Below are 16,939 nucleotides of genomic sequence, written 5' to 3' on the forward strand. Positions count from 1 at the left end.
CCCATTATCGCAGGTCAGCGGGCACCTCTTTCTATTTCTCCGTCCACAGGCCGACTATCGCGCGGTGGATCGAGGCTGAAACCCACGGCGCGCGAATCAGCCTGGCGGCCGTGCGTCGGCCCACGGCACAATCCTCGGCGTGGAGATCACCGCGCGCGAACTCAACCGGGCCACCCTCAGCCGTCAACTGCTGCTGGAACGGCAGCCGCTGAGCGTTGTCGACGCGGTCCGTCGCGTTGTCGCGCTGCAGGCGCAGTACGCCGCTTCTCCGTACCTCGCGTTGTGGAACCGGCTCACACGCTTCGCGTCGGCCGATGTGGACGCCGCCTTCACCGGGCGCGCGGTCGTCAAGGCGACCCTGATGCGGATCACACTGCACGCGGTCCATGCCGACGACTACCAGGTGTTCCGTGAGGCGATGCAGCCGACCCTGTACGCCTCGCGTCTGGGCTACCGCTTCGCTGCCGCGGGGCTCACCCCGGCGGACGGCGACGAACTGGTGCCACAGCTGCTGACGTTCGCCGAACAGCCGCGGACGGCCGCCGAGATGGAGGCGTGGGTCGAAGAGCGGCTCGGCGCGGAGAGGAAGCCCGGGGCCTGGTGGGGGCTGCGGGCGTATGCGCCGTTGCTGCACGTCCCGACGGGCGGGCCGTGGTCGTTCGGTGCCCGGTCGTCGTACGTCGCGGCGCGGACGGGTCCCGCGCCCACGGGGAAGGAGACGGCGCCGGAAGCGCTGCAAAGCCTCGTACTGCGCTATCTGGAAGGGTTCGGTCCGGCCTCGGTGGCGGACGTGGCTCAGTTCGCCACGGTGCAGCGCGCACCGATCCGCCAGGCGCTCCTCGCCCTCGACCACAAGGGAGCCGTCGAACAGCTCGAAGGGCCCGACAGCACCGCGCTGTTCGACGTCCCCGCTGCCCCGCGCCCACCCGCGGACACCCCGGCCCCACCGCGGCTCATGGCCATGTGGGACAGCACCCTGCTGGCATACGCCGACCGCAGCCGCGTGATCCCTCCGGCCTATCGGCGGCTGGTGATCCGCAACAACGGCGACGTCCTGCCCACCCTGCTGGTCGACGGCTACGTCGCCGGGGTGTGGCGGCCGGTCGACGGCGGCATCGAGGCCACGGCCTTCCACGACCTTCCGCCCGCGGCGTGGGAGGGACTCGCCGCGGAGGCGCAGTCCCTGATCACGGTGCTGGCCGACCGCGATCCCCGGGTCTACAGCCGCTACCACCACTGGTGGGCCAAGCTTCCCGACGCCGAGGTACGGCTGCTCCCGGCCTAGCCAGGAGAGGCGCACGCGTTCAGGCGCCCTGCGACGGCCCCGCCTGAAATTCAGCAGACACCCCTCCCCCACCCGCGCCATGATCCCCCCATGGATCGCCGCCGCATCAGCACCCTCGCCCACGCCGACCACCCCATCGCCGCGCCCCTGAGCGACGCCTCGGTGGCCCGTCTCCTCGACCGGGCCCTTCGGGACGGCGCCGAGCGGGTGCTGGATCTCGGGTGCGGGGAGGGGGCCTGGCTGATACGGGCTCTGGAGGGGAGGCCGGGGGTTACGGCCGACGGAGTCGACCTCAACGCCGGCACCATCGCCCGGGGCCGCGAGGACATCGCGGCACGCGGACTCGGTGGCCGTGTCACCCTGCACGCCCAGGACGCCCGTGAGTTCACCGCCGACGACCGGTTCGGCCTCGTACTCTGCGTCGGCGCCACCCACGCCTTCGGCGGCCTGCTGCCCACCCTCGAAGCCGTCCGCCGCCACCTCGCCCCCGGCGGTACGGCCCTGATCGGCGACGGCTTCTGGGAGCGCGAGCCGGACCAGGGCACCCTCGACGCCGGGTTCGCGGGCGACGAGTTCGCCGATCTCGGCACCACTGTCGACAGGATCACGGCGGACGGGTGGACGCCCGTGTACGGGCACGTCAGCACCACCGAGGAGTGGGACGAGTACGAGTGGTCCTGGACCGGTGCCCTGTCCCGCTGGGCCCTGGACCACCCCGCCGATCCGGACAGCGGCGAGGCGTACGCAGCCGCCGCCGAGCACCGCGCCGAGTGGCTGCACGGCTACCGCCACACCCTCGGTTTCGTCACGTTCCTGCTTCGGCGGACACCGGACGACCTGCGCGTCTGGATCACCCCACGGTGAAGTCGGCCGCCTTGGTGTCCAGCATCGTGTCGCCGTCTTCGGCGGTGGCCAGGACGGCGACGTGCCACAGACCGCGCGGGGACGTGTCGGCTTCGGCGCGGGTGACGGTGACGGTATAGGTGCAGCGCGCGGTGTCCCCACCGGACGGCTTGCAGACGGCCGACTCCACGGCGGCCATGTCCTTGGCGGTCAGCCCCTGCTTGGCGAGGGACGATTTCGCCGGCCAGGCCAGGACCTTCACGTCCTTGACGCCAGAGGACGCCGTGACGTCAGTGGTGAAGGTGAACGAGCCGCTGCGGTCGCCGTCGGGGGCAGCGTAGCGGGCAGTGCTGTGCGCCACAGAAAGAGGCTGGTCCCCGGCGTAGGCGACGGCGACTGCTCCGGTACCTGCGAGGACGACGACGCCGGCGGCCACGGACAAAACGATACGTCGCGACATGAGAAATTCCCCCAACAGACTCAGCTGGATCGGACCGGCGCTCTCGGCTGCGCCGTTGCACCAATACTGGCCGCGCAGCGGGCGCCGGGTATGAGCGCACGTACTCAACCCAGGCCTGAGTAGGGCCAGTTCGGGTCGCGTCGTTCGGCCGCCCCCTGCGAAAAGGGGATGCGCCGGTAGGCCCTCCCTGTGTTGCATGGCCCCATGGTGTCCACCGACCGACTGCTCGCCTTCGCGGCCATGTCCTTCCTGCTGATCGTGGTGCCCGGTCCGAGCGTGCTGTTCGTGATCGGGCGGGCGCTGGCACAGGGGCGCCGCTCTGCGCTGACCACCGTCGTGGGGAACACGATCGGCGCGTACGTGCTCGTCGTGGCCGTGGCGCTGGGTATCGGTTCCCTCGTGGAGCGCTCCGTCCTGGTCTTCACGGCACTGAAACTGGCCGGTGGTGCCTACCTGGTGTACCTGGGGGTAAAGGCGTGGCGGCAACGGGGTTCGTTGCAGGCCGCGTTCAGCGGTGACGCGGCCACGGCCGGCGGTCTGCGCACGCTGTGGGAGGGGTTCGCGGTGGGGATCGCCAACCCCAAGACCATCGTGTTCTTCGCCGCCGTACTGCCCCAGTTCGTCGACCGCGCCCAAGGGCACGTCGTGGCCCAGATGCTGCTGCTCGGCCTGGTCTTCAACGTCATCGCTCTCGCGTCCGACAGCGTGTGGGGGCTGGTCGCCGCCACCGCACGGGGCTGGTTCGCCCGGTCACCGCGGCGGCTGTCCCTGGTCGGCGGGGTGGGCGGGCTCACCATGGTGGGCCTCGGGGTCACCGTCGCCGCGACCGGGCGCAAAGAGTAGCCGCCCCCACCGCCTTCGGCGCCCGAGCTGCCATAACGGGCACGACGGGTGCGAGGGGCAACGACTCTGCTCCGTACAATCTCTGCATGACGCAGAAGAAAGCGGCAGGACGCAGGCTGCTGATGGACGAGCTGGCCATCGCCTCGCGCCGCTATATGGCCTCGTACGCCCTGTTCAACCAGGCTCTCGCCGACCATCTGCGACTCCACCCCACCGATCTCCAGTGCCTCAATCTGCTGGGGCTCGAGCCCGGACCCGTCACCACCGGGCGGGTCGCCGGGCTGACCGGGCTGACCACCGGGTCCGCGACGCGGCTCGTCGACCGGCTGGAGCGGGCCGGGTATGTCACGCGCGAGCGCGCCGCCGAGGACCGGCGGCGGGTGCTGGTGACGGTCGTGCCGGAGCGGATGGCGGAGTTCGGGGAGGTGTGGCAGAAGCTGAACGGCTCCTGGTACGCCATGTTCGACGCGTACAGCGACGAGGAGATCGCGCTGCTCACCACCCATATGCTGCGGACCGTGGAGCTGAGCGCCTCGCAGGTCGAGCGCCTGCGCGACGGAGAGTTGTGACGCTCTCACTCGCGCGGGGATGTGGGAGACGGCCACCTCGCGGCCGTCGACGAGCAGCCGGCCCGCCTCGGTGAGCGGGATGCCGAGCGACTCGACGACATGGCCGAGCGTCGACGATCCGTCGGTGACCACGGTCGTACGCCCCTGACGGCGCACCGCGGAAACGAAGAGGCGCGGCTCAGGCGCAACGCTGAGATGGATTTGCGGTCTGTCCACGCCGTCGGCATGTCATCGGGCGGCGCGGAAGGCATCCGCGTTCTCGGCCGCCCATTCGGCGAAGGTGCGGGCGGGGTGCCCGGTCAGCTCCTCGACGGAACGGGTGAGGGGCGTCGGTGAACCGTCCGTCGAAGCCCAGTAGTCGAGCAGGCCGTCGGCGAAGGAGGCCGGCATGTATCCGGCCATGGCCTCCCTCCATGCCTCGCGGGTCACGGCGTTGAAGGGGACTGAGCGGCCGACGGCGCGTTCGAGTACGGCGATCTGCTCGGTGAAGGTCAGCGACTCGGGGCCGGTCAGGTGGTACGTCGCACCGCGCAGCCGCTCCTGCGTGAACAGTGCGAACGCGGCCTCGGCGATGTCCCGCTCGTGGATCGGATCTCCGTAACTGCCGGGGTACGGAAGGTCGATCACCCCAGCGGACTCGAGCGCCCAGCGCCACTGGAGCGCGTTGCTCGCGAAGGCGCCGGGCTGCAGCACGGTGGTCTCGATGGGCGAGGCCGCCAGCGCCTGCTCGACGGCGAGATGGGAGGCGGCGACCGGGTTGTCGGCGGCATTCGGGTCACGTACGGCGCTGGAGGAGAGCAGCACGATGTGCTCGACGCCCGCGCGTGCGGCCTCGTCGAGAAAGGTGTCGATGTGGGACGGCTCGGCGTACAGGAACACGGAGTTCACGGAGTCGAGCGCGGCGGGGAAAGTCGCAGGGCCGTTGAGGGCGCACCTCACGGCGGTGACGCCCTCGGGCAGGTCGAGCTTTTCGGGGGCGGCGGATGCGGCCCGGACGGAGGCTCCGGCCTTGTGGAGGAGGGAGATGAGGGTGGAGCCGACTTTGCCGCGGCTTCCGGTGACGAGCGTGGTCATGGTGAAGGTCCTTGCTTGGCTGTGGAGGAGGGCCGGTGCGGGTCCATGTGACTCGCGTGGCCGGAGCACGGGCTCGTACGGCCGGGGCACTCCCGGCATAGTCAACGCTACGCAGAATCTGCGTGACACAGATAAATATCCGCGAAGAGGGGTGGCTCGTCAAGCGGGTTTGCCCGTGGAGGCCCTCGGCGTGCGGGGGTTGGACGTCGACACGCCCTCTGGCGCCTGTTCTGACCTGTTCTGATACGAGGCGAAGCCAGGATCGTGGCCACGTCCCCGGAGGCCGACGAAAGCGAGGACGACACCCTGAAGCGTTGGGGCGAGGTGGCGGGCCGGTAGGCGCACCGGAATCAGCAAGTACGTGACGTACTTGACGTACCTGCCTCCAGAAAGCACCCTGGAGGCGTTGGACAGCTACGAGGAGGCGGATCGTGTCAGCGGTGCATTACGAGAGCTACACCCAGGCGCGTGCGCACCTGAAAGACCTCCTTGACGCGTCCGATGAGGGACGGGTGGCAACCGTACGCCGCGACTCGGGGCGGGCGGCGGTCGTGGATGTAGAGCGGCTGCGCCGTCACCTGTCGCTGGTGTGCCCCTCGAAGGCAGAGGTGGTCGCCGAGGCGGGCGGCTGGTCGGTTTTCCTGCCCGGCCTGCCTCTGGCCGCCGACGGGGCGACCTTCGACGAAGCCATAGAGGAGATGGTTCAGGCGCTGCGCGAGTACGCCGAGGACTGGCAGGAACGGCTGCGCACCGCACCCAACCATGAGGAGAACTGGGGTCTCGTGCAGCTGATCGTCCTGAGCGACGACGCAGAACTGCACGACTGGCTGGTGGGGGCGGCGCGGTGACCTGGCCCCAGCCCAACCGCGAGAACCACGACCACTTCTGCCGCACCGAGGAGTGGAAACGCGTCCGGGACGCTCGCGGGCGCACTGGCACGCATCACGTCACCTACGAACTCGCCCTGTACGACGGCCGGATCCTGCGCACCAGGATCTCCCACCCGGTGGACCGCACCGTCTACGGCGCCGCGATGTGGCGACACATCCTGCGGGACCAACTGGACGTCACCGAGGACGAGTTCTGGACCTGCGTCCAGCAGGGTGACCTACCGGACCGGGGAGCCCCCGCGTCGCCACGCGAAGCACTCCCCGCCGACTTGGTGCATCTGCTCATCCACCGCGTGGGACTCAACGAGGAAACCATCGCCGCAATGACCAAGGACGAGGCGGTGGCAAGGCTTCAGCAGTACTGGACGGAGGGGAGCTGAGCCCTGCCTTCGCTCACCGGGCCGACCGAGGGCAGTGAACCTGGGCGTGGGCCGCGTCAGCCCTGCCACACGATCGCCTGCACCTCGCTGTACGCGTGCAGGGCGTACGACCCCACGTCCCTCCCCACCCCGCTCTTCTTGAAGCCCCCGAACGGGGCCTCCATGTTCCGGCCGACCGTGTTGACGCCGACGCCGCCCGCGCGCAGGCGGCGGGCCACCCGGAATGCGCGCGCCACGTCCCCCGACCACACGTAGTCGATGAGGCCGTAGTCGCTGTCGTTGGCCAGCTCCACGCCCTCCTCCTCGTCGTCGAAGGGGATGACCACGACCACCGGGCCGAAGATCTCCTCCCGGGCGACCCGCATGTCGTTCGTGCAGTCCGCGAGGAGGGTGGGGGCGACGTAGAAGCCCGTGTCGTACGCGGGGCGCTCGCCGCCCGCGACCACTCGTGCGCCCTCCTTGCGGCCCAGCTCGACGTACGACTCGACCCTGTCCCGGTGCGCCGCCGAGATCACCGGGCCCACGACCGTGCCTTCGGCGCGCGGATCGCCCACCTTCAAGTAGCCCGTGTACGCAGCGAGTTGATCGACCACACGGTCGTACACACCCCTCTGTGCGAGCACCCGCGTCGGTGCCGTACAGATCTGCCCGCTGTAGAACGAGAACGTCGTCCCGATCCCCCGTACCGCCGACGCCACGTCCGCGTCGTCGAAGACGATCGCCGCGCCCTTGCCGCCCAGCTCCATCAGCTGGCGTTTCATGTCGCGCCCGCACACCTCGGCGATGCGCTGCCCGACCGCCGTCGAGCCGGTGAAGCTCACCATGTCGACGTCGGGCGAGTCGACCGCCGCCTCGCCGACCCCCGTCCGCGAGCCCGACACGACGTTCACCACACCGGGCGGGACACCCGCCGCCTCCAGGGCCTCCGCCATCCGATAGACCGATAGCGGGTCCTGCGGAGCAGGCTTCACCACCACCGTGTTGCCCTTCGCCAGGGCCGGGGCGATCTTGCCGGCCGGGTTCGCCCAGGGGTTGTTGTACGAGGTGATGCAGGTGACGACGCCCACCGGCTGACGTACGGCCAAGGCGCCCATGACGGCCGCCTTGCCGAACGGGCCCGCCTCGTTGATCTGCGGGACCAGCGCCTCCTCGACCGGCTCCAGCGCGCCCTTCGCGTACCGCCGGAAACGGGCCGCACCCACCCCGACCTGCATCCCGCGCGCTGTCCCGGTCGTGGCACCGCTCTCAGCCTGGGCGAGTTCGGCGTACGGCACGAGGTTGCGCTGGATGATGTCCGCCGCCCGGTCCAGGATCGCCGCGCGCTCGGAAGGGGACGTACGCGACCAGGGCCCGAAGGCCTCGCGAGCCGCGGCTGCCGCCGCGTGCACCTGATCCCGCGAGGCCTCCGGCGCCAACCCGACGACCGACTCGGTCGCCGGGTCGATCACCTCGTAGTGACCGCCGTCCGGCTCGACCCACGAACCGCCGACGAACAGCCGCTGCTCGTCCGTCACTCCGTACTCACCTCGGTACGCACCTCGCTACTCGCCTCGGTCACTTGGTGTTCACCGTCCGGGTGTCCCGACCGGAGCGCAGCACCTTCCCCGGCACCGCCCCCGTCACATGGTCCCCGCGAATCGCCTCGACCCCGTTCACCCAGACCGCCGTGATCCCGATCGCCTTGGAGTCCAGCCGCGGACTGTCTCCCGGCAGGTCGTGCACCAGCGTGGCCGTACCGGCGTCGATGCGTTCCGGGTCGAACAGGACGAGGTCGGCATGCCACCCCTCGGCGATCCGCCCGCGCTCGCGCAGGCCGAAGAGCTGGGCGGGATCGTCGGTGAGCATCTGCACGGCCTGCTCCAGCGTCGCGAGCTTCCGCCCGCGCAGACAGTCCCCGATGAACCGCGTCGTGTACGGCGCCCCGCACATCCGGTCCAGATGTGCCCCGGCGTCGGACCCGCCCAGCATGACGTCCTCGTGCTGCCAGGTCTCGGCGCGCAGCGCCCAGGAGGCGGGGTCGTTGTCGGGCGGCATGGGCCAAAGCACCGTACGCATCTGGTCGTTGGCGCAGATCTCGACGATGCACTCGAAGGGTTCCTGACTGCGTTCGGCCGCGATGTCCCTTACGACGCGACCGGTCAGGCCCTCGTTCTCCGCGCTGTACGTGTCCCCGATGACGTACCGCCCGAAGTCGGCGAGGCGGCGGAAGACGCCCGCCTCCTTGCTGTCCGCGCGGCGCAGCATCTCGGCCCGTACGTCCCGGTCGCGGAGTTTCGCGATCCGTTCGGGTACCGGCAGGCCGAGGATCTCGCCCCAGCCGGGGATCAGGTTGAGGGCGCAGAAGGTGCCGAGCGACATGTTCATCGGCGTGAGGATCGGCATCGTCAGAGCGATGATCCGGCCACCGGCCTTGCGGGCACGCTCACTTGCGGCCAGTTGCCTCGGTACGCGGTCGGGGACGGACGCGTCGATGGTCAGGACGTTCCAGTTCAGGGGGCGGCCCGCCGACGCGCTCATCTCCACGAAGAGGTCGGTCTCGTCGTCGCTGAACTGGTCGAGGCAACCCGCCACGATCGCCTCGATCTGCGTGCCCTCGTGATCGCCGACCGCCCTGGAGAGCGCGAGCAGTTCGGCCGGTTTCGCATGCCGCGACGCGACTGGCTTTCCGTCGCCGTCGGAGTGCGTGGACGACTGGGTGGTCGACAACCCCCAGGCGCCCGCGTCCATCGACTCGTGGAACAGCCGCAGCATGTCCGCCAGTTGCTGCTCCGTGGGCTGCCCACCCACCGCGTCCGGCCCCATCACATACCGCCGCAGCGCACAATGCCCCACCATGAAACCGGCGTTGACGGCGATCCGCCCCTCGAGAGCATCGAGATACTCCCCGAACGAATGCCAACTCCACGGCGCCCCCTCCTCAAGGGCCACCAGCGACATCCCCTCCACCTTGGACATCATCCGCCGCGTGTAGTCGGCGTCTTCGGGCCGAGAGGGGTTCAGGGGCGCAAGGGTGAAACCACAGTTCCCGCCGGCGACGGTCGTCACGCCGTGGTTGAGGGACGGCGTCGCGTACGGATCCCAGAAGAGCTGGGCGTCGTAGTGGGTGTGGGGGTCGACGAAGCCGGGGGCGAGGACGAGCCCGGAGGCGTCCTCGGTGGTGCGGGACGCCTCGGTGACCGTACCGATGGCCGCGATCCGCCCATCGCGTATCCCCACATCGGCGGTGTAGGCAGGCGCGCCCGTCCCGTCGACGACGGTCGCGCCTTTGATGACGTGATCGAGCATGGAGCTCGCCTCCTTAAACTCCGGTGCACTGGACGCGCCCTGAAGGGGCGCGGGGAACTGCGCGACCAGCCACGACGGCCCCGCAGCCGCGCAAGGCCCGCAGCCCCACGGCGATCACGCGGCCTGCCGGAACCGCGAGGTCCGATGCACAGGATCCGTATCGATCTTCGGAATCACGTGCTCCCCGACGAGCCGAATCGTCTGCAACGTGTCCTCACGAGAGATCCCAATCGGCATCCCGAAAGAAAGCTGATCGGCCCCGGCCGCCTCCCACCGCTTGCACTGCGTGAGCACCTCGTCCGGATCGCCGCAGATCAGCAGCTCCTCGGCGATGAGGTGCTCGATGATCTCCTCGTTGAACTCGGGCAGCGTCTCCGGCCACACCGGGAAGCCCTCGGGCCGCGGGAACGTGTCGTGGTAGCGGAAGACGAGCGACTGCAGGTAGTGGAGGCCGCCGCCCGCGGCGATCCGTACCGCCTCCTTGTGCGTCGGCGCGCAGATCGCCGTCGACGTCACCATCACGTTGTCGTTGACGAAGCCCCCGACCGGCTGCGCCTCGACGATCGCCGTCTTGTACTGCTCCAGCACCCACTCCATGTCGGAGACCTTCTGCACGCTGAAGCCGAGCACGCCCAGGCCCTTGCGGGCGGCCATGGCGTACGAGGGCGGGGACCCGGCCGCGTACCACATGGCGGGGTGCGCCTTCCCGTACGGCTTGGGCAGGATCTTGCGCGGCGGCAGCGACCAGTGCTTGCCCTGGAACCCGACGTACTCCTCCTGGAGCCACATCTTGGGGAACTCGGCGATGGTCTCTTCCCAGATCTCCTTGGTGTAGTTCATGTCGGTGACGCCGGGGATGAAGCCGAGGATCTCGTGCGAACCCGCGCCCCGCCCGCTGCCGAACTCGAAGCGGCCTTCGGAGAGATGGTCGAGCATCGCGACCTTCTCGGCGACCTTCACGGGGTGGTTGACCTGGGCGAGGGGATTGAAGATCCCCGACCCCAGATGAATCCGCTCGGTGGCATGCGCCAGATACCCGAGGAAGACGTCGTTCGCCGAGAGGTGCGAGTACTCCTCCAGGAAGTGGTGCTCGGACGCCCAGGCGTACTTGAAGCCGGACTTGTCCGCCTGGATGACGTACTCGGTCTCCTCCATCAGCGCCTTGTGCTCGGCGAGCGGATCGGTCTCGGCCCGCTTGCCCACGTATCCCTGTACAAAGAGCCCGAATTCCAAGGAGGTTCACCGTCCCCAACATCGGTATCTGACGTTGCGTCAGATCTGCTTCGCCGACTGTTGCACCGCACCCGCGAAGGGTCAATAGCTGACGGGGCGTCAGGACGTCAGAGAACGCTGACCCCCGCCAGCCAGCCCCCGTCGATCACGAACGGCTGCCCCGTGATGTACGAGGAGTCGTCACCGGAGAGGAAGAGCACCAGCCGTGCCACCTCCTCCGGCTGCCCGACCCGCCCGAGCGGCACGAGCTTGCGGTACAGCCGGTCGATTCCCTCGGCGGCCTTCTCCGTGTCCGCGTCGGGATCGAGCTGGGCCGGGTTGCTCATGGCGGTGTCGATCGCGCCCGGACAGACGGCGTTGACGCGTATCCCCTTGCCGGCCAGCTCCAGCGCGGCCACCCGCGTCAGGCCGACGATCGCGTGCTTGGTCGCGGCGTACGCGCCGACGTACGCCATGCCCGTCACCCCCGCGTACGAGGCGGTGTTCACGATCGTGCCGCCGCCCGCCGCCTCGATCTCGGGCGCCACCGTCTTGATGCCGAGGAAGACCCCGACCTGGTTGACCTGCACGATCTGCTGGAACTCCTCGAGCGGCGTGCTCACCAGGTCGTTGAAGCGCAGGATCCCGGCGTTGTTGACCAGCCCGTCGATCCGCCCGTACGCCTCCTTGGCCGCGGCCACCGCGGACTGCCAGTCGGCCTCCTGGCTCACGTCGAGGTGCACGTACCGCGCGCCCAACTCCTTGGCCAGCGCCTCCCCTTGATCGTCCAGTACGTCGCCGATGACGACCTCGGCGCCCTCCGCGACGAAGAGCCGCGCCTCCTGCTCACCCTGGCCGCGTGCGGCGCCGGTGATGAGGACGACGCGTCCGTCGAGCTTGCCCATGGGTTTCTCCTTCAGCGGTGGAGGACGCGCGTTGACTGCATTTCTGATGCTTCGTCACACGCGTGGCGACGACCCCCATGGTCTTAGCTGACGGGCCGTCAGGCAAGGGTTGGCGGCTTCGGCGGGGACAGCACAGCGCCCATCGAGGCAAGAGGCCGCGGCGTTCTGGGCGTGTGGCAATGGACACGCCAAGTGACCGGCCGGTAGGGACATTTGACTCTGTCGGGGCCACGAAGCGAACGCCAATATTTCTCAACGGGAAGGCAAAGGAAATCCCAATAAAAATCCCCCCTCAAAGAGAGACAAGAGCGTGGCCAAGAGGCGATTCAAGAACAAGAAGGTCCGGTATGTGGCGATCGGCGCGGCGATCACGACGGGTGCCGCCGTTGCCACCGTTCTCCTGCCGTCGGCCAACGCCGCCGATGAGAAGACGCCGGAAGAGATCATCAGGCTGTGCGAAAGGACCAAGGTCCTCAACGGCAAGAAACAGTCCCTCCAAGACTTTGGTGGCCATGGGATCGCCGGCCCCAGTTTCGAGTCCGACACCTGCGATTTCGTCGAAACGAAGTTCGAGACCTTCGACGGCCCCAAGGAGAAGGTCACGGTCGACTTCCCGAACTGCGAGCCGAACGCCACCGAGCCCGCGAAGGTCGACACCACCTGGAAGGCGACCGTGGGTCAGGGTGAGGGCAAGTACACCGCGACTCAGCAGGGCGCCGGCGGAGGGCTCTTCGGCGCCCTGAGCGGGTCCTGGCTCAGGCACAAGGGAACGACCGACCTGACCCTCGAGACGGTGACCGCCGGCGACAAGGAAACGAGGGATGTTCCGGTCGGCAAGGTTCTCCACATGGAGTTCACGCCGAAGATGCAGCGGATGACGGGCGAATGGCGAGTGAAGATCGAGGCCCGCTCGGCGACCACCACCACCAATGCCGTCCCCGAGCAGAACTACACGGCGCCGGATGTCGTCGAGGGACCCGTCACCCTGGCCGGAGCCGCCGGCGCTCCCGGAATCGCGGACGGGGAGCCCAAGGCCGTCCTGACCGACTGCTGACGGACCTTTCTCCAGCCCTCGACTCCCCACACTTCCCCCCAAGGAGACGCACCATGACACGCAGCAGTCGCAAGGGAAACCACCGGAGCAGGAAGAAGCGCATCACCCTCATGCTGGCCCCAGTGGTGGCCGCCGGTGTGGCCGTTCCGCTGATGTACTCGGCGGGTGCCGCCACCCCCTCCGAAGTGTCCAAGGACTGCGCGGAGGACGCCGCCACACTGGAGAACTGCGAATTCGTCGACGTCCAGTTCAAGAGGAACAACCTGGGGCCCAACAAGCGCGTTTCCACCCCCTCCAACAACTGCGGAGCCACGACTGCTCTCGAGAAGAACTTCTCGGTGTCCACGTCGGTGGTCAGGTCCATCACCCTCGAAGACGGGTTCGTCGCCGCCGCCGATTCCAAGCTGGGGAACTCGTTCTTCGAGATCGGCGCCAAGTTCAACACGACGGAATTCAACCTCGAGCGTGACGACACCGGCACCGGCTTCGACTTCTCCAGGACCGACAAGGTGCAGCCCGACCACATCGGCTTCTTCATGTGGTCGGAGAAGCGCACCGACGTGAGCGGGTACCTCAAGGCCACGTACAAGGAGGAGCAGGACGGCCAGAAGGTGTTCTTCTCCCCCAGCGAGGGCGCCAGGACCGTGCATGTCTTCTATCCGCAGATCCTGAAGAACGGCGTCCCTGACGGCCGCCTCTGGCTGCGCAACGTGAAGTGCGGTACGCCGGAGGCCGATGAAGTCCGGGGCGACAGCAGCCCGCAGAGCGCCGAGATCCGCGCCGAGTCGCAGCAGCCCGGATTCGGTGAGGCCGGCGCGAACGTCACGGACGTCGAGATCCCGCTGTCGGAGATCCCGGCACCGTAGCTCGGATCCCGGCACCGTAGCTCGTCGGGCGGACAGCGACAGCCGACGGCGACAAACGGAGCACAACCGGCCCCCGCGCTCACGCGGGGGCTTCTTCCGTGCCCGTGTCCCTCACGTCGACGCCCGTGCCCGTCACGTCGACGGCAGCGTCAGCCGGCCGAGGACCCCAAGCTGTCGCCCTGCCTGGCGCCCAGCCAGCGCAGGACCGCGTCCGTGCTCCCCCGGGCGTCCAGCTTGGCGTAGATGTTGCTGAGGTTGTTGCGGACGGTCTTCTCGCTCAGCCCCAGCCGCACCCCGATCTCCTGCGCGCCCAGGCCGGTCGACAGCAGCTCCATGATCTCCCGCTCGCGGGGCGAGAGCAGGGACCGCAGCTGTTCCAGGGCGTCGTCGCGCGGGGCCGCCATGCGTTGGGCGCACTCTCTGAGGGCCGCGCACGCCATGGGCGAGAGGTAGGTGTGCCCGACCGTGGCGCCCACGACCGCCGCGGAGAGCATGCAGGTGCAGTAGTCGCCCTCCACCATGTAGCCGGCTCCGCCGCGGAAGACGTCGACGATCACGTCGGGGTCGCGCTCGGGGCTGAGGACGATCACTGACGCGTTCATGTCACCCATGGCATTCAGCAGCCCGGGAAAGGCGACCGTCGGGTTCTCGCAGGGCAGCACCACGACGTCCACGGCCTCGTTGTCGCCGTCACGGGCACGGTCACGCAGGAAACGGTAGGGAGCCGGGGAGTACAGCACCTGGCTCACGTGCGGATCGTTCGAGGTCGGCCAGTCGTCATGCGGCCAGTCGTCCTGGGCGCAGGCCAGGACGACCGTCAGGCCTCGGGACGAAACGGCAGGTGTGGGGGGGTGGGGCGCGTGATCCGCCGTACTGACATGCCTGGAAGATCGCATTTCGCGTGTCCTTCAGCCGAAGTCATGACGTCTCTACGTACGTGACTCGGGCGAGACCTGTTCAAAACTTCAAAGAAATTGCTGTCATGCTGTCAGACAGGTAGTCAGTTCTCGCCATCTCACCGACGCCCCGGCCGGTTCCCTACGGTTGCGAAGTCAAAGATGCCGAGTTACAGGTGCGGAGCCACCTCCGTCCCGAACGCCCCCATCTGGTCCGTGAGTTCACTCCGGCTCCGGGAGCGGAACCGTACCTGGATCTGGTGCACCCCCATCGCCCGGTACGCCCGCAGCGACTCGGCGAGCGCTTCGGGGCGGCCGGAGAGGGTGCGGCAGCCGACGTCCCAGCCCGGCTCCCCCACGTACAGCGGCTCGGTGATGGCGCCGATGGCGACGGGGTCGGTGATGCCCGCCTCCTCCCGTATCCGTTTCAGGCGGGCGATCTGGTCCGGCAGGCGGTCGCGAGGGTCGCCCTGTGGCAGCCAGCCGTCCCCCTTGACCGCGGCCCGGCGCACGGCGGCGGGCGAGGACCCGCCGACCCAGACCGGTACCTGCGCCTGCGCCGGCCGGGGCCGCTGCCCGAGCCCTTCGAAGTCGTACAGCTTCCCGTGATGCTCGGGGAATTCATCGCGCCCTAGGGCGGACCGCAGCGCGTCGATGCTCTCGTCGAGCACGGATCCGCGCCGCTCGAAGTCGACGCCCAGCGCCTCGAACTCCTCCTGTACGTGCCCGGCGCCGACCCCGAGGATCAGACGGCCGCGCGAAAGGTGGTCGAGGGTCGCGTACTGCTTGGCCGTGACGAGCGGGTGCCGGAGTCCGACGACGGCGACGTGGCTGAGCAGCCGTACGCGCTCGGTGACCGAGGCCAGGAACGCGAGCGTGGCGACCGGGTCGTACCAGACGGTGCTCATCGCCGCCGCGAGACGGCGCGGGATGGCGACGTGGTCGCAGCTCGCGACGTACGCGAAGCCAGAGCGGTCGGCCGCGCGGGCGATCTCCACGAGGTCGTCGGGACCGGCCGCCGCCTCCCACGCCTCGGCGTAGATCGTGCTCTGCGACTGGACCGGGAGCTGCATCCCGTACAGCAGCGGGCTGTTCAACGGGCACCGCCCGGTCCGGCCCAGAGCCCGTCCTCCGTGAGCCCCAGCAGCTCGATCGCGTTGCGCCGTACGATCCGGTCGACGACGTCCGCGTCCAGGTGCCCCATCTGGGCCTCGCCGACCTGCCTGGACTCGGGCCAGGTGGAGTCGGAGTGGGGGTAGTCGGTCTCGTACAGCACGTTCGGGACGCCGATCGCATCGAGGTTCTTGAGCCCGAAGGCGTCGTCGAAGAAGCAGCCGTAGACGTGCTCGGCGAAGAGCTCGGAGGGCGGCCGGTGGACCTTGTCGGCCACGCCGCCCCAGCCGCGGTTCTCCTCCCACACCACGTCCGCGCGCTCGAGGATGTACGGGATCCAGCCGATCTGACCCTCCGCGTACATGACCTTGAGGTTCGGGAAGCGTTCGAACTTGCCGCTCATCAACCAGTCGACCATTGAGAAGCAGCAGTTGGCGAAGGTGATGGTGGAGCCGACGGCGGGCGGCGCGTCCGCCGAGGTGGACGGCATCTTGCTGCTGGACCCGATATGCATGGCGATGACGGTGCCGGTCTCGTCGCAGGCTGCGAGGAACGGGTCCCAGTCGTCCGTGTGGACGGACGGCAGTCCGAGGTGCGGGGGTATCTCGGAGAAGGCGACGGCGCGTACGCCGCGAGCGGCATTGCGGCGCACCTCCTGCGCCGCCAGCTCGGCGTCCCAGAGAGGGATGAGCGTGAGCGGTATCAGCCGCCCCTGGGCCTCGGGGCCGCACCACTCCTCCACCATCCAGTCGTTGTACGCGCGCACCCCCAGCAGACCGAGCTCGTGATCCTTCGCCTCCGTGAAGGTCTGGCCGCAGAAGCGGGGGAAGGTGGGGAAGCAGACCGCGCTCTGGACGTGGTTGACGTCCATGTCGGCGAGGCGCTGCGGGACGTCGTACGAGCCCGGGCGCATCTGCTCGTACGTGATGATCTCGAGCTTGATCTCGTCGCGGGAGTATCCGACGGCGGTGTCGAGACGGGTGAGGGGGCGGTGCAGGTCTTCATAGACCCACCAGTCGCCGATGGGGCCGTCGTCTCCGGGGCTGCCCATGACGGGGGCGAACTTGCCGCCCAGGAAGGTCATTTCCTTCAGTGGCGCGCGGACGATACGGGGGCCTCGGTCCTGGTACTTCGACGGGAGCCGGTCCCGCCAGACGTTGGGGGGCTCCACCGTGTGGTCGTCCACCGAGATGATCTTCGGGAAGGTCTCCATGGTCTCCATGGGGTCTTACGGTAGCGCTGATCTGACGGGGCGTCAGCTCCC

The 16,939-nt window shown here is 68.9% G+C and carries 17 protein-coding genes and 1 pseudogene; 8 read left to right on the plus strand and 10 right to left on the minus strand.

The window, feature by feature from the left end; all coding sequences use genetic code 11:
* Positions 1–139: 139 nt before the first annotated feature.
* Positions 140–1,285, plus strand: coding sequence for a winged helix DNA-binding domain-containing protein (locus IEZ21_RS17925; RefSeq protein WP_189322923.1), 1,146 nt, complete (start codon positions 140–142; stop codon positions 1,283–1,285).
* 90 nt (positions 1,286–1,375) lie between these two features.
* Positions 1,376–2,149, plus strand: a complete 774-nt coding sequence (locus IEZ21_RS17930; RefSeq protein WP_189322924.1) for an SAM-dependent methyltransferase — start codon at positions 1,376–1,378, stop codon at positions 2,147–2,149.
* Here IEZ21_RS17930 and IEZ21_RS17935 read toward each other — a convergent pair.
* Positions 2,136–2,588, minus strand: a complete 453-nt coding sequence (locus IEZ21_RS17935; RefSeq protein ID WP_189322925.1) for a DUF5707 domain-containing protein — start codon at positions 2,586–2,588, stop codon at positions 2,136–2,138. The genes IEZ21_RS17930 and IEZ21_RS17935 overlap by 14 nt on opposite strands.
* A gap of 204 nt (positions 2,589–2,792) precedes the next feature.
* On the opposite strand from IEZ21_RS17935, the gene IEZ21_RS17940 reads away from it, so the two are divergent.
* Both IEZ21_RS17940 and IEZ21_RS17945 read left to right on the plus strand, forming a co-directional pair.
* Positions 2,793–3,431, plus strand: a complete 639-nt coding sequence (locus IEZ21_RS17940; RefSeq protein WP_189322926.1) for a LysE family translocator — start codon at positions 2,793–2,795, stop codon at positions 3,429–3,431.
* Positions 3,432–3,517: 86 nt separating this feature from the next.
* Positions 3,518–4,000, plus strand: a complete 483-nt coding sequence (locus IEZ21_RS17945; protein ID WP_189322927.1) for a MarR family winged helix-turn-helix transcriptional regulator — start codon at positions 3,518–3,520, stop codon at positions 3,998–4,000.
* 12 nt (positions 4,001–4,012) lie between these two features.
* Here IEZ21_RS17945 and IEZ21_RS17950 read toward each other — a convergent pair.
* Positions 4,013–4,216 (minus strand): annotated as a pseudogene (locus tag IEZ21_RS17950) (ubiquitin family protein); the annotation flags it as partial.
* A gap of 12 nt (positions 4,217–4,228) precedes the next feature.
* Complete coding sequence (locus IEZ21_RS17955; RefSeq protein ID WP_189322928.1) at positions 4,229–5,074, minus strand: NmrA family NAD(P)-binding protein; 846 nt, start codon at positions 5,072–5,074, stop codon at positions 4,229–4,231.
* Between the two features lie 431 nt (positions 5,075–5,505).
* On the opposite strand from IEZ21_RS17955, the gene IEZ21_RS17960 reads away from it, so the two are divergent.
* Entirely contained in the window at positions 5,506–5,922 is a 417-nt protein-coding gene (locus tag IEZ21_RS17960; RefSeq protein WP_189322929.1) for a type II toxin-antitoxin system HicB family antitoxin, read from the plus strand.
* Positions 5,919–6,344, plus strand: coding sequence for a cytotoxic translational repressor of toxin-antitoxin stability system (locus IEZ21_RS17965; RefSeq protein ID WP_189322930.1), 426 nt, complete (start codon positions 5,919–5,921; stop codon positions 6,342–6,344). Before IEZ21_RS17960 ends, IEZ21_RS17965 begins: the two co-directional genes overlap by 4 nt.
* A gap of 56 nt (positions 6,345–6,400) precedes the next feature.
* On the opposite strand, the gene IEZ21_RS17970 is transcribed toward IEZ21_RS17965, so the two are convergent.
* From IEZ21_RS17970 to IEZ21_RS17985, 4 genes are all read right to left on the minus strand, one after another.
* On the minus strand, positions 6,401–7,858 hold the full coding sequence (locus IEZ21_RS17970; RefSeq protein WP_189322931.1) for an aldehyde dehydrogenase family protein: 1,458 nt from the start codon (positions 7,856–7,858) through the stop codon (positions 6,401–6,403).
* Between the two features lie 40 nt (positions 7,859–7,898).
* Positions 7,899–9,698: an N-acyl-D-amino-acid deacylase family protein gene (locus IEZ21_RS17975; RefSeq protein ID WP_281399451.1), complete on the minus strand. Its 1,800-nt coding sequence runs from the start codon at positions 9,696–9,698 to the stop codon at positions 7,899–7,901.
* A 45-nt stretch (positions 9,699–9,743) separates the two neighbouring features.
* Positions 9,744–10,862, minus strand: a complete 1,119-nt coding sequence (locus IEZ21_RS17980; protein WP_189322933.1) for an LLM class flavin-dependent oxidoreductase — start codon at positions 10,860–10,862, stop codon at positions 9,744–9,746.
* A 107-nt stretch (positions 10,863–10,969) separates the two neighbouring features.
* Entirely contained in the window at positions 10,970–11,746 is a 777-nt protein-coding gene (locus IEZ21_RS17985; RefSeq protein ID WP_189322934.1) for an SDR family NAD(P)-dependent oxidoreductase, read from the minus strand.
* 310 nt (positions 11,747–12,056) lie between these two features.
* Between IEZ21_RS17985 and IEZ21_RS17990 the strand changes: the two genes are divergently transcribed.
* Both IEZ21_RS17990 and IEZ21_RS17995 read left to right on the plus strand, forming a co-directional pair.
* The gene (locus tag IEZ21_RS17990; RefSeq protein ID WP_189322935.1) at positions 12,057–12,800 is read left to right on the plus strand and encodes a hypothetical protein; all 744 of its coding nucleotides are present in this window, start codon (positions 12,057–12,059) and stop codon (positions 12,798–12,800) included.
* Between the two features lie 53 nt (positions 12,801–12,853).
* Entirely contained in the window at positions 12,854–13,666 is an 813-nt protein-coding gene (locus tag IEZ21_RS17995) for a hypothetical protein (protein ID WP_189322936.1), read from the plus strand.
* Positions 13,667–13,815: 149 nt separating this feature from the next.
* On the opposite strand, the gene IEZ21_RS18000 is transcribed toward IEZ21_RS17995, so the two are convergent.
* The 3 genes from IEZ21_RS18000 to IEZ21_RS18010 form a co-directional block, all read right to left on the minus strand.
* Complete coding sequence (locus IEZ21_RS18000; protein ID WP_189322937.1) at positions 13,816–14,562, minus strand: helix-turn-helix transcriptional regulator; 747 nt, start codon at positions 14,560–14,562, stop codon at positions 13,816–13,818.
* A 170-nt stretch (positions 14,563–14,732) separates the two neighbouring features.
* Positions 14,733–15,635: an LLM class F420-dependent oxidoreductase gene (locus IEZ21_RS18005; RefSeq protein WP_189323182.1), complete on the minus strand. Its 903-nt coding sequence runs from the start codon at positions 15,633–15,635 to the stop codon at positions 14,733–14,735.
* 20 nt (positions 15,636–15,655) lie between these two features.
* Entirely contained in the window at positions 15,656–16,888 is a 1,233-nt protein-coding gene (locus IEZ21_RS18010) for an amidohydrolase family protein (protein ID WP_189323183.1), read from the minus strand.
* Between the last annotated feature and the right edge of the window lie 51 nt (positions 16,889–16,939).

The organism is Streptomyces flaveus (assembly GCF_014647675.1).
Classification (GTDB): domain Bacteria; phylum Actinomycetota; class Actinomycetes; order Streptomycetales; family Streptomycetaceae; genus Streptomyces; species Streptomyces flaveus.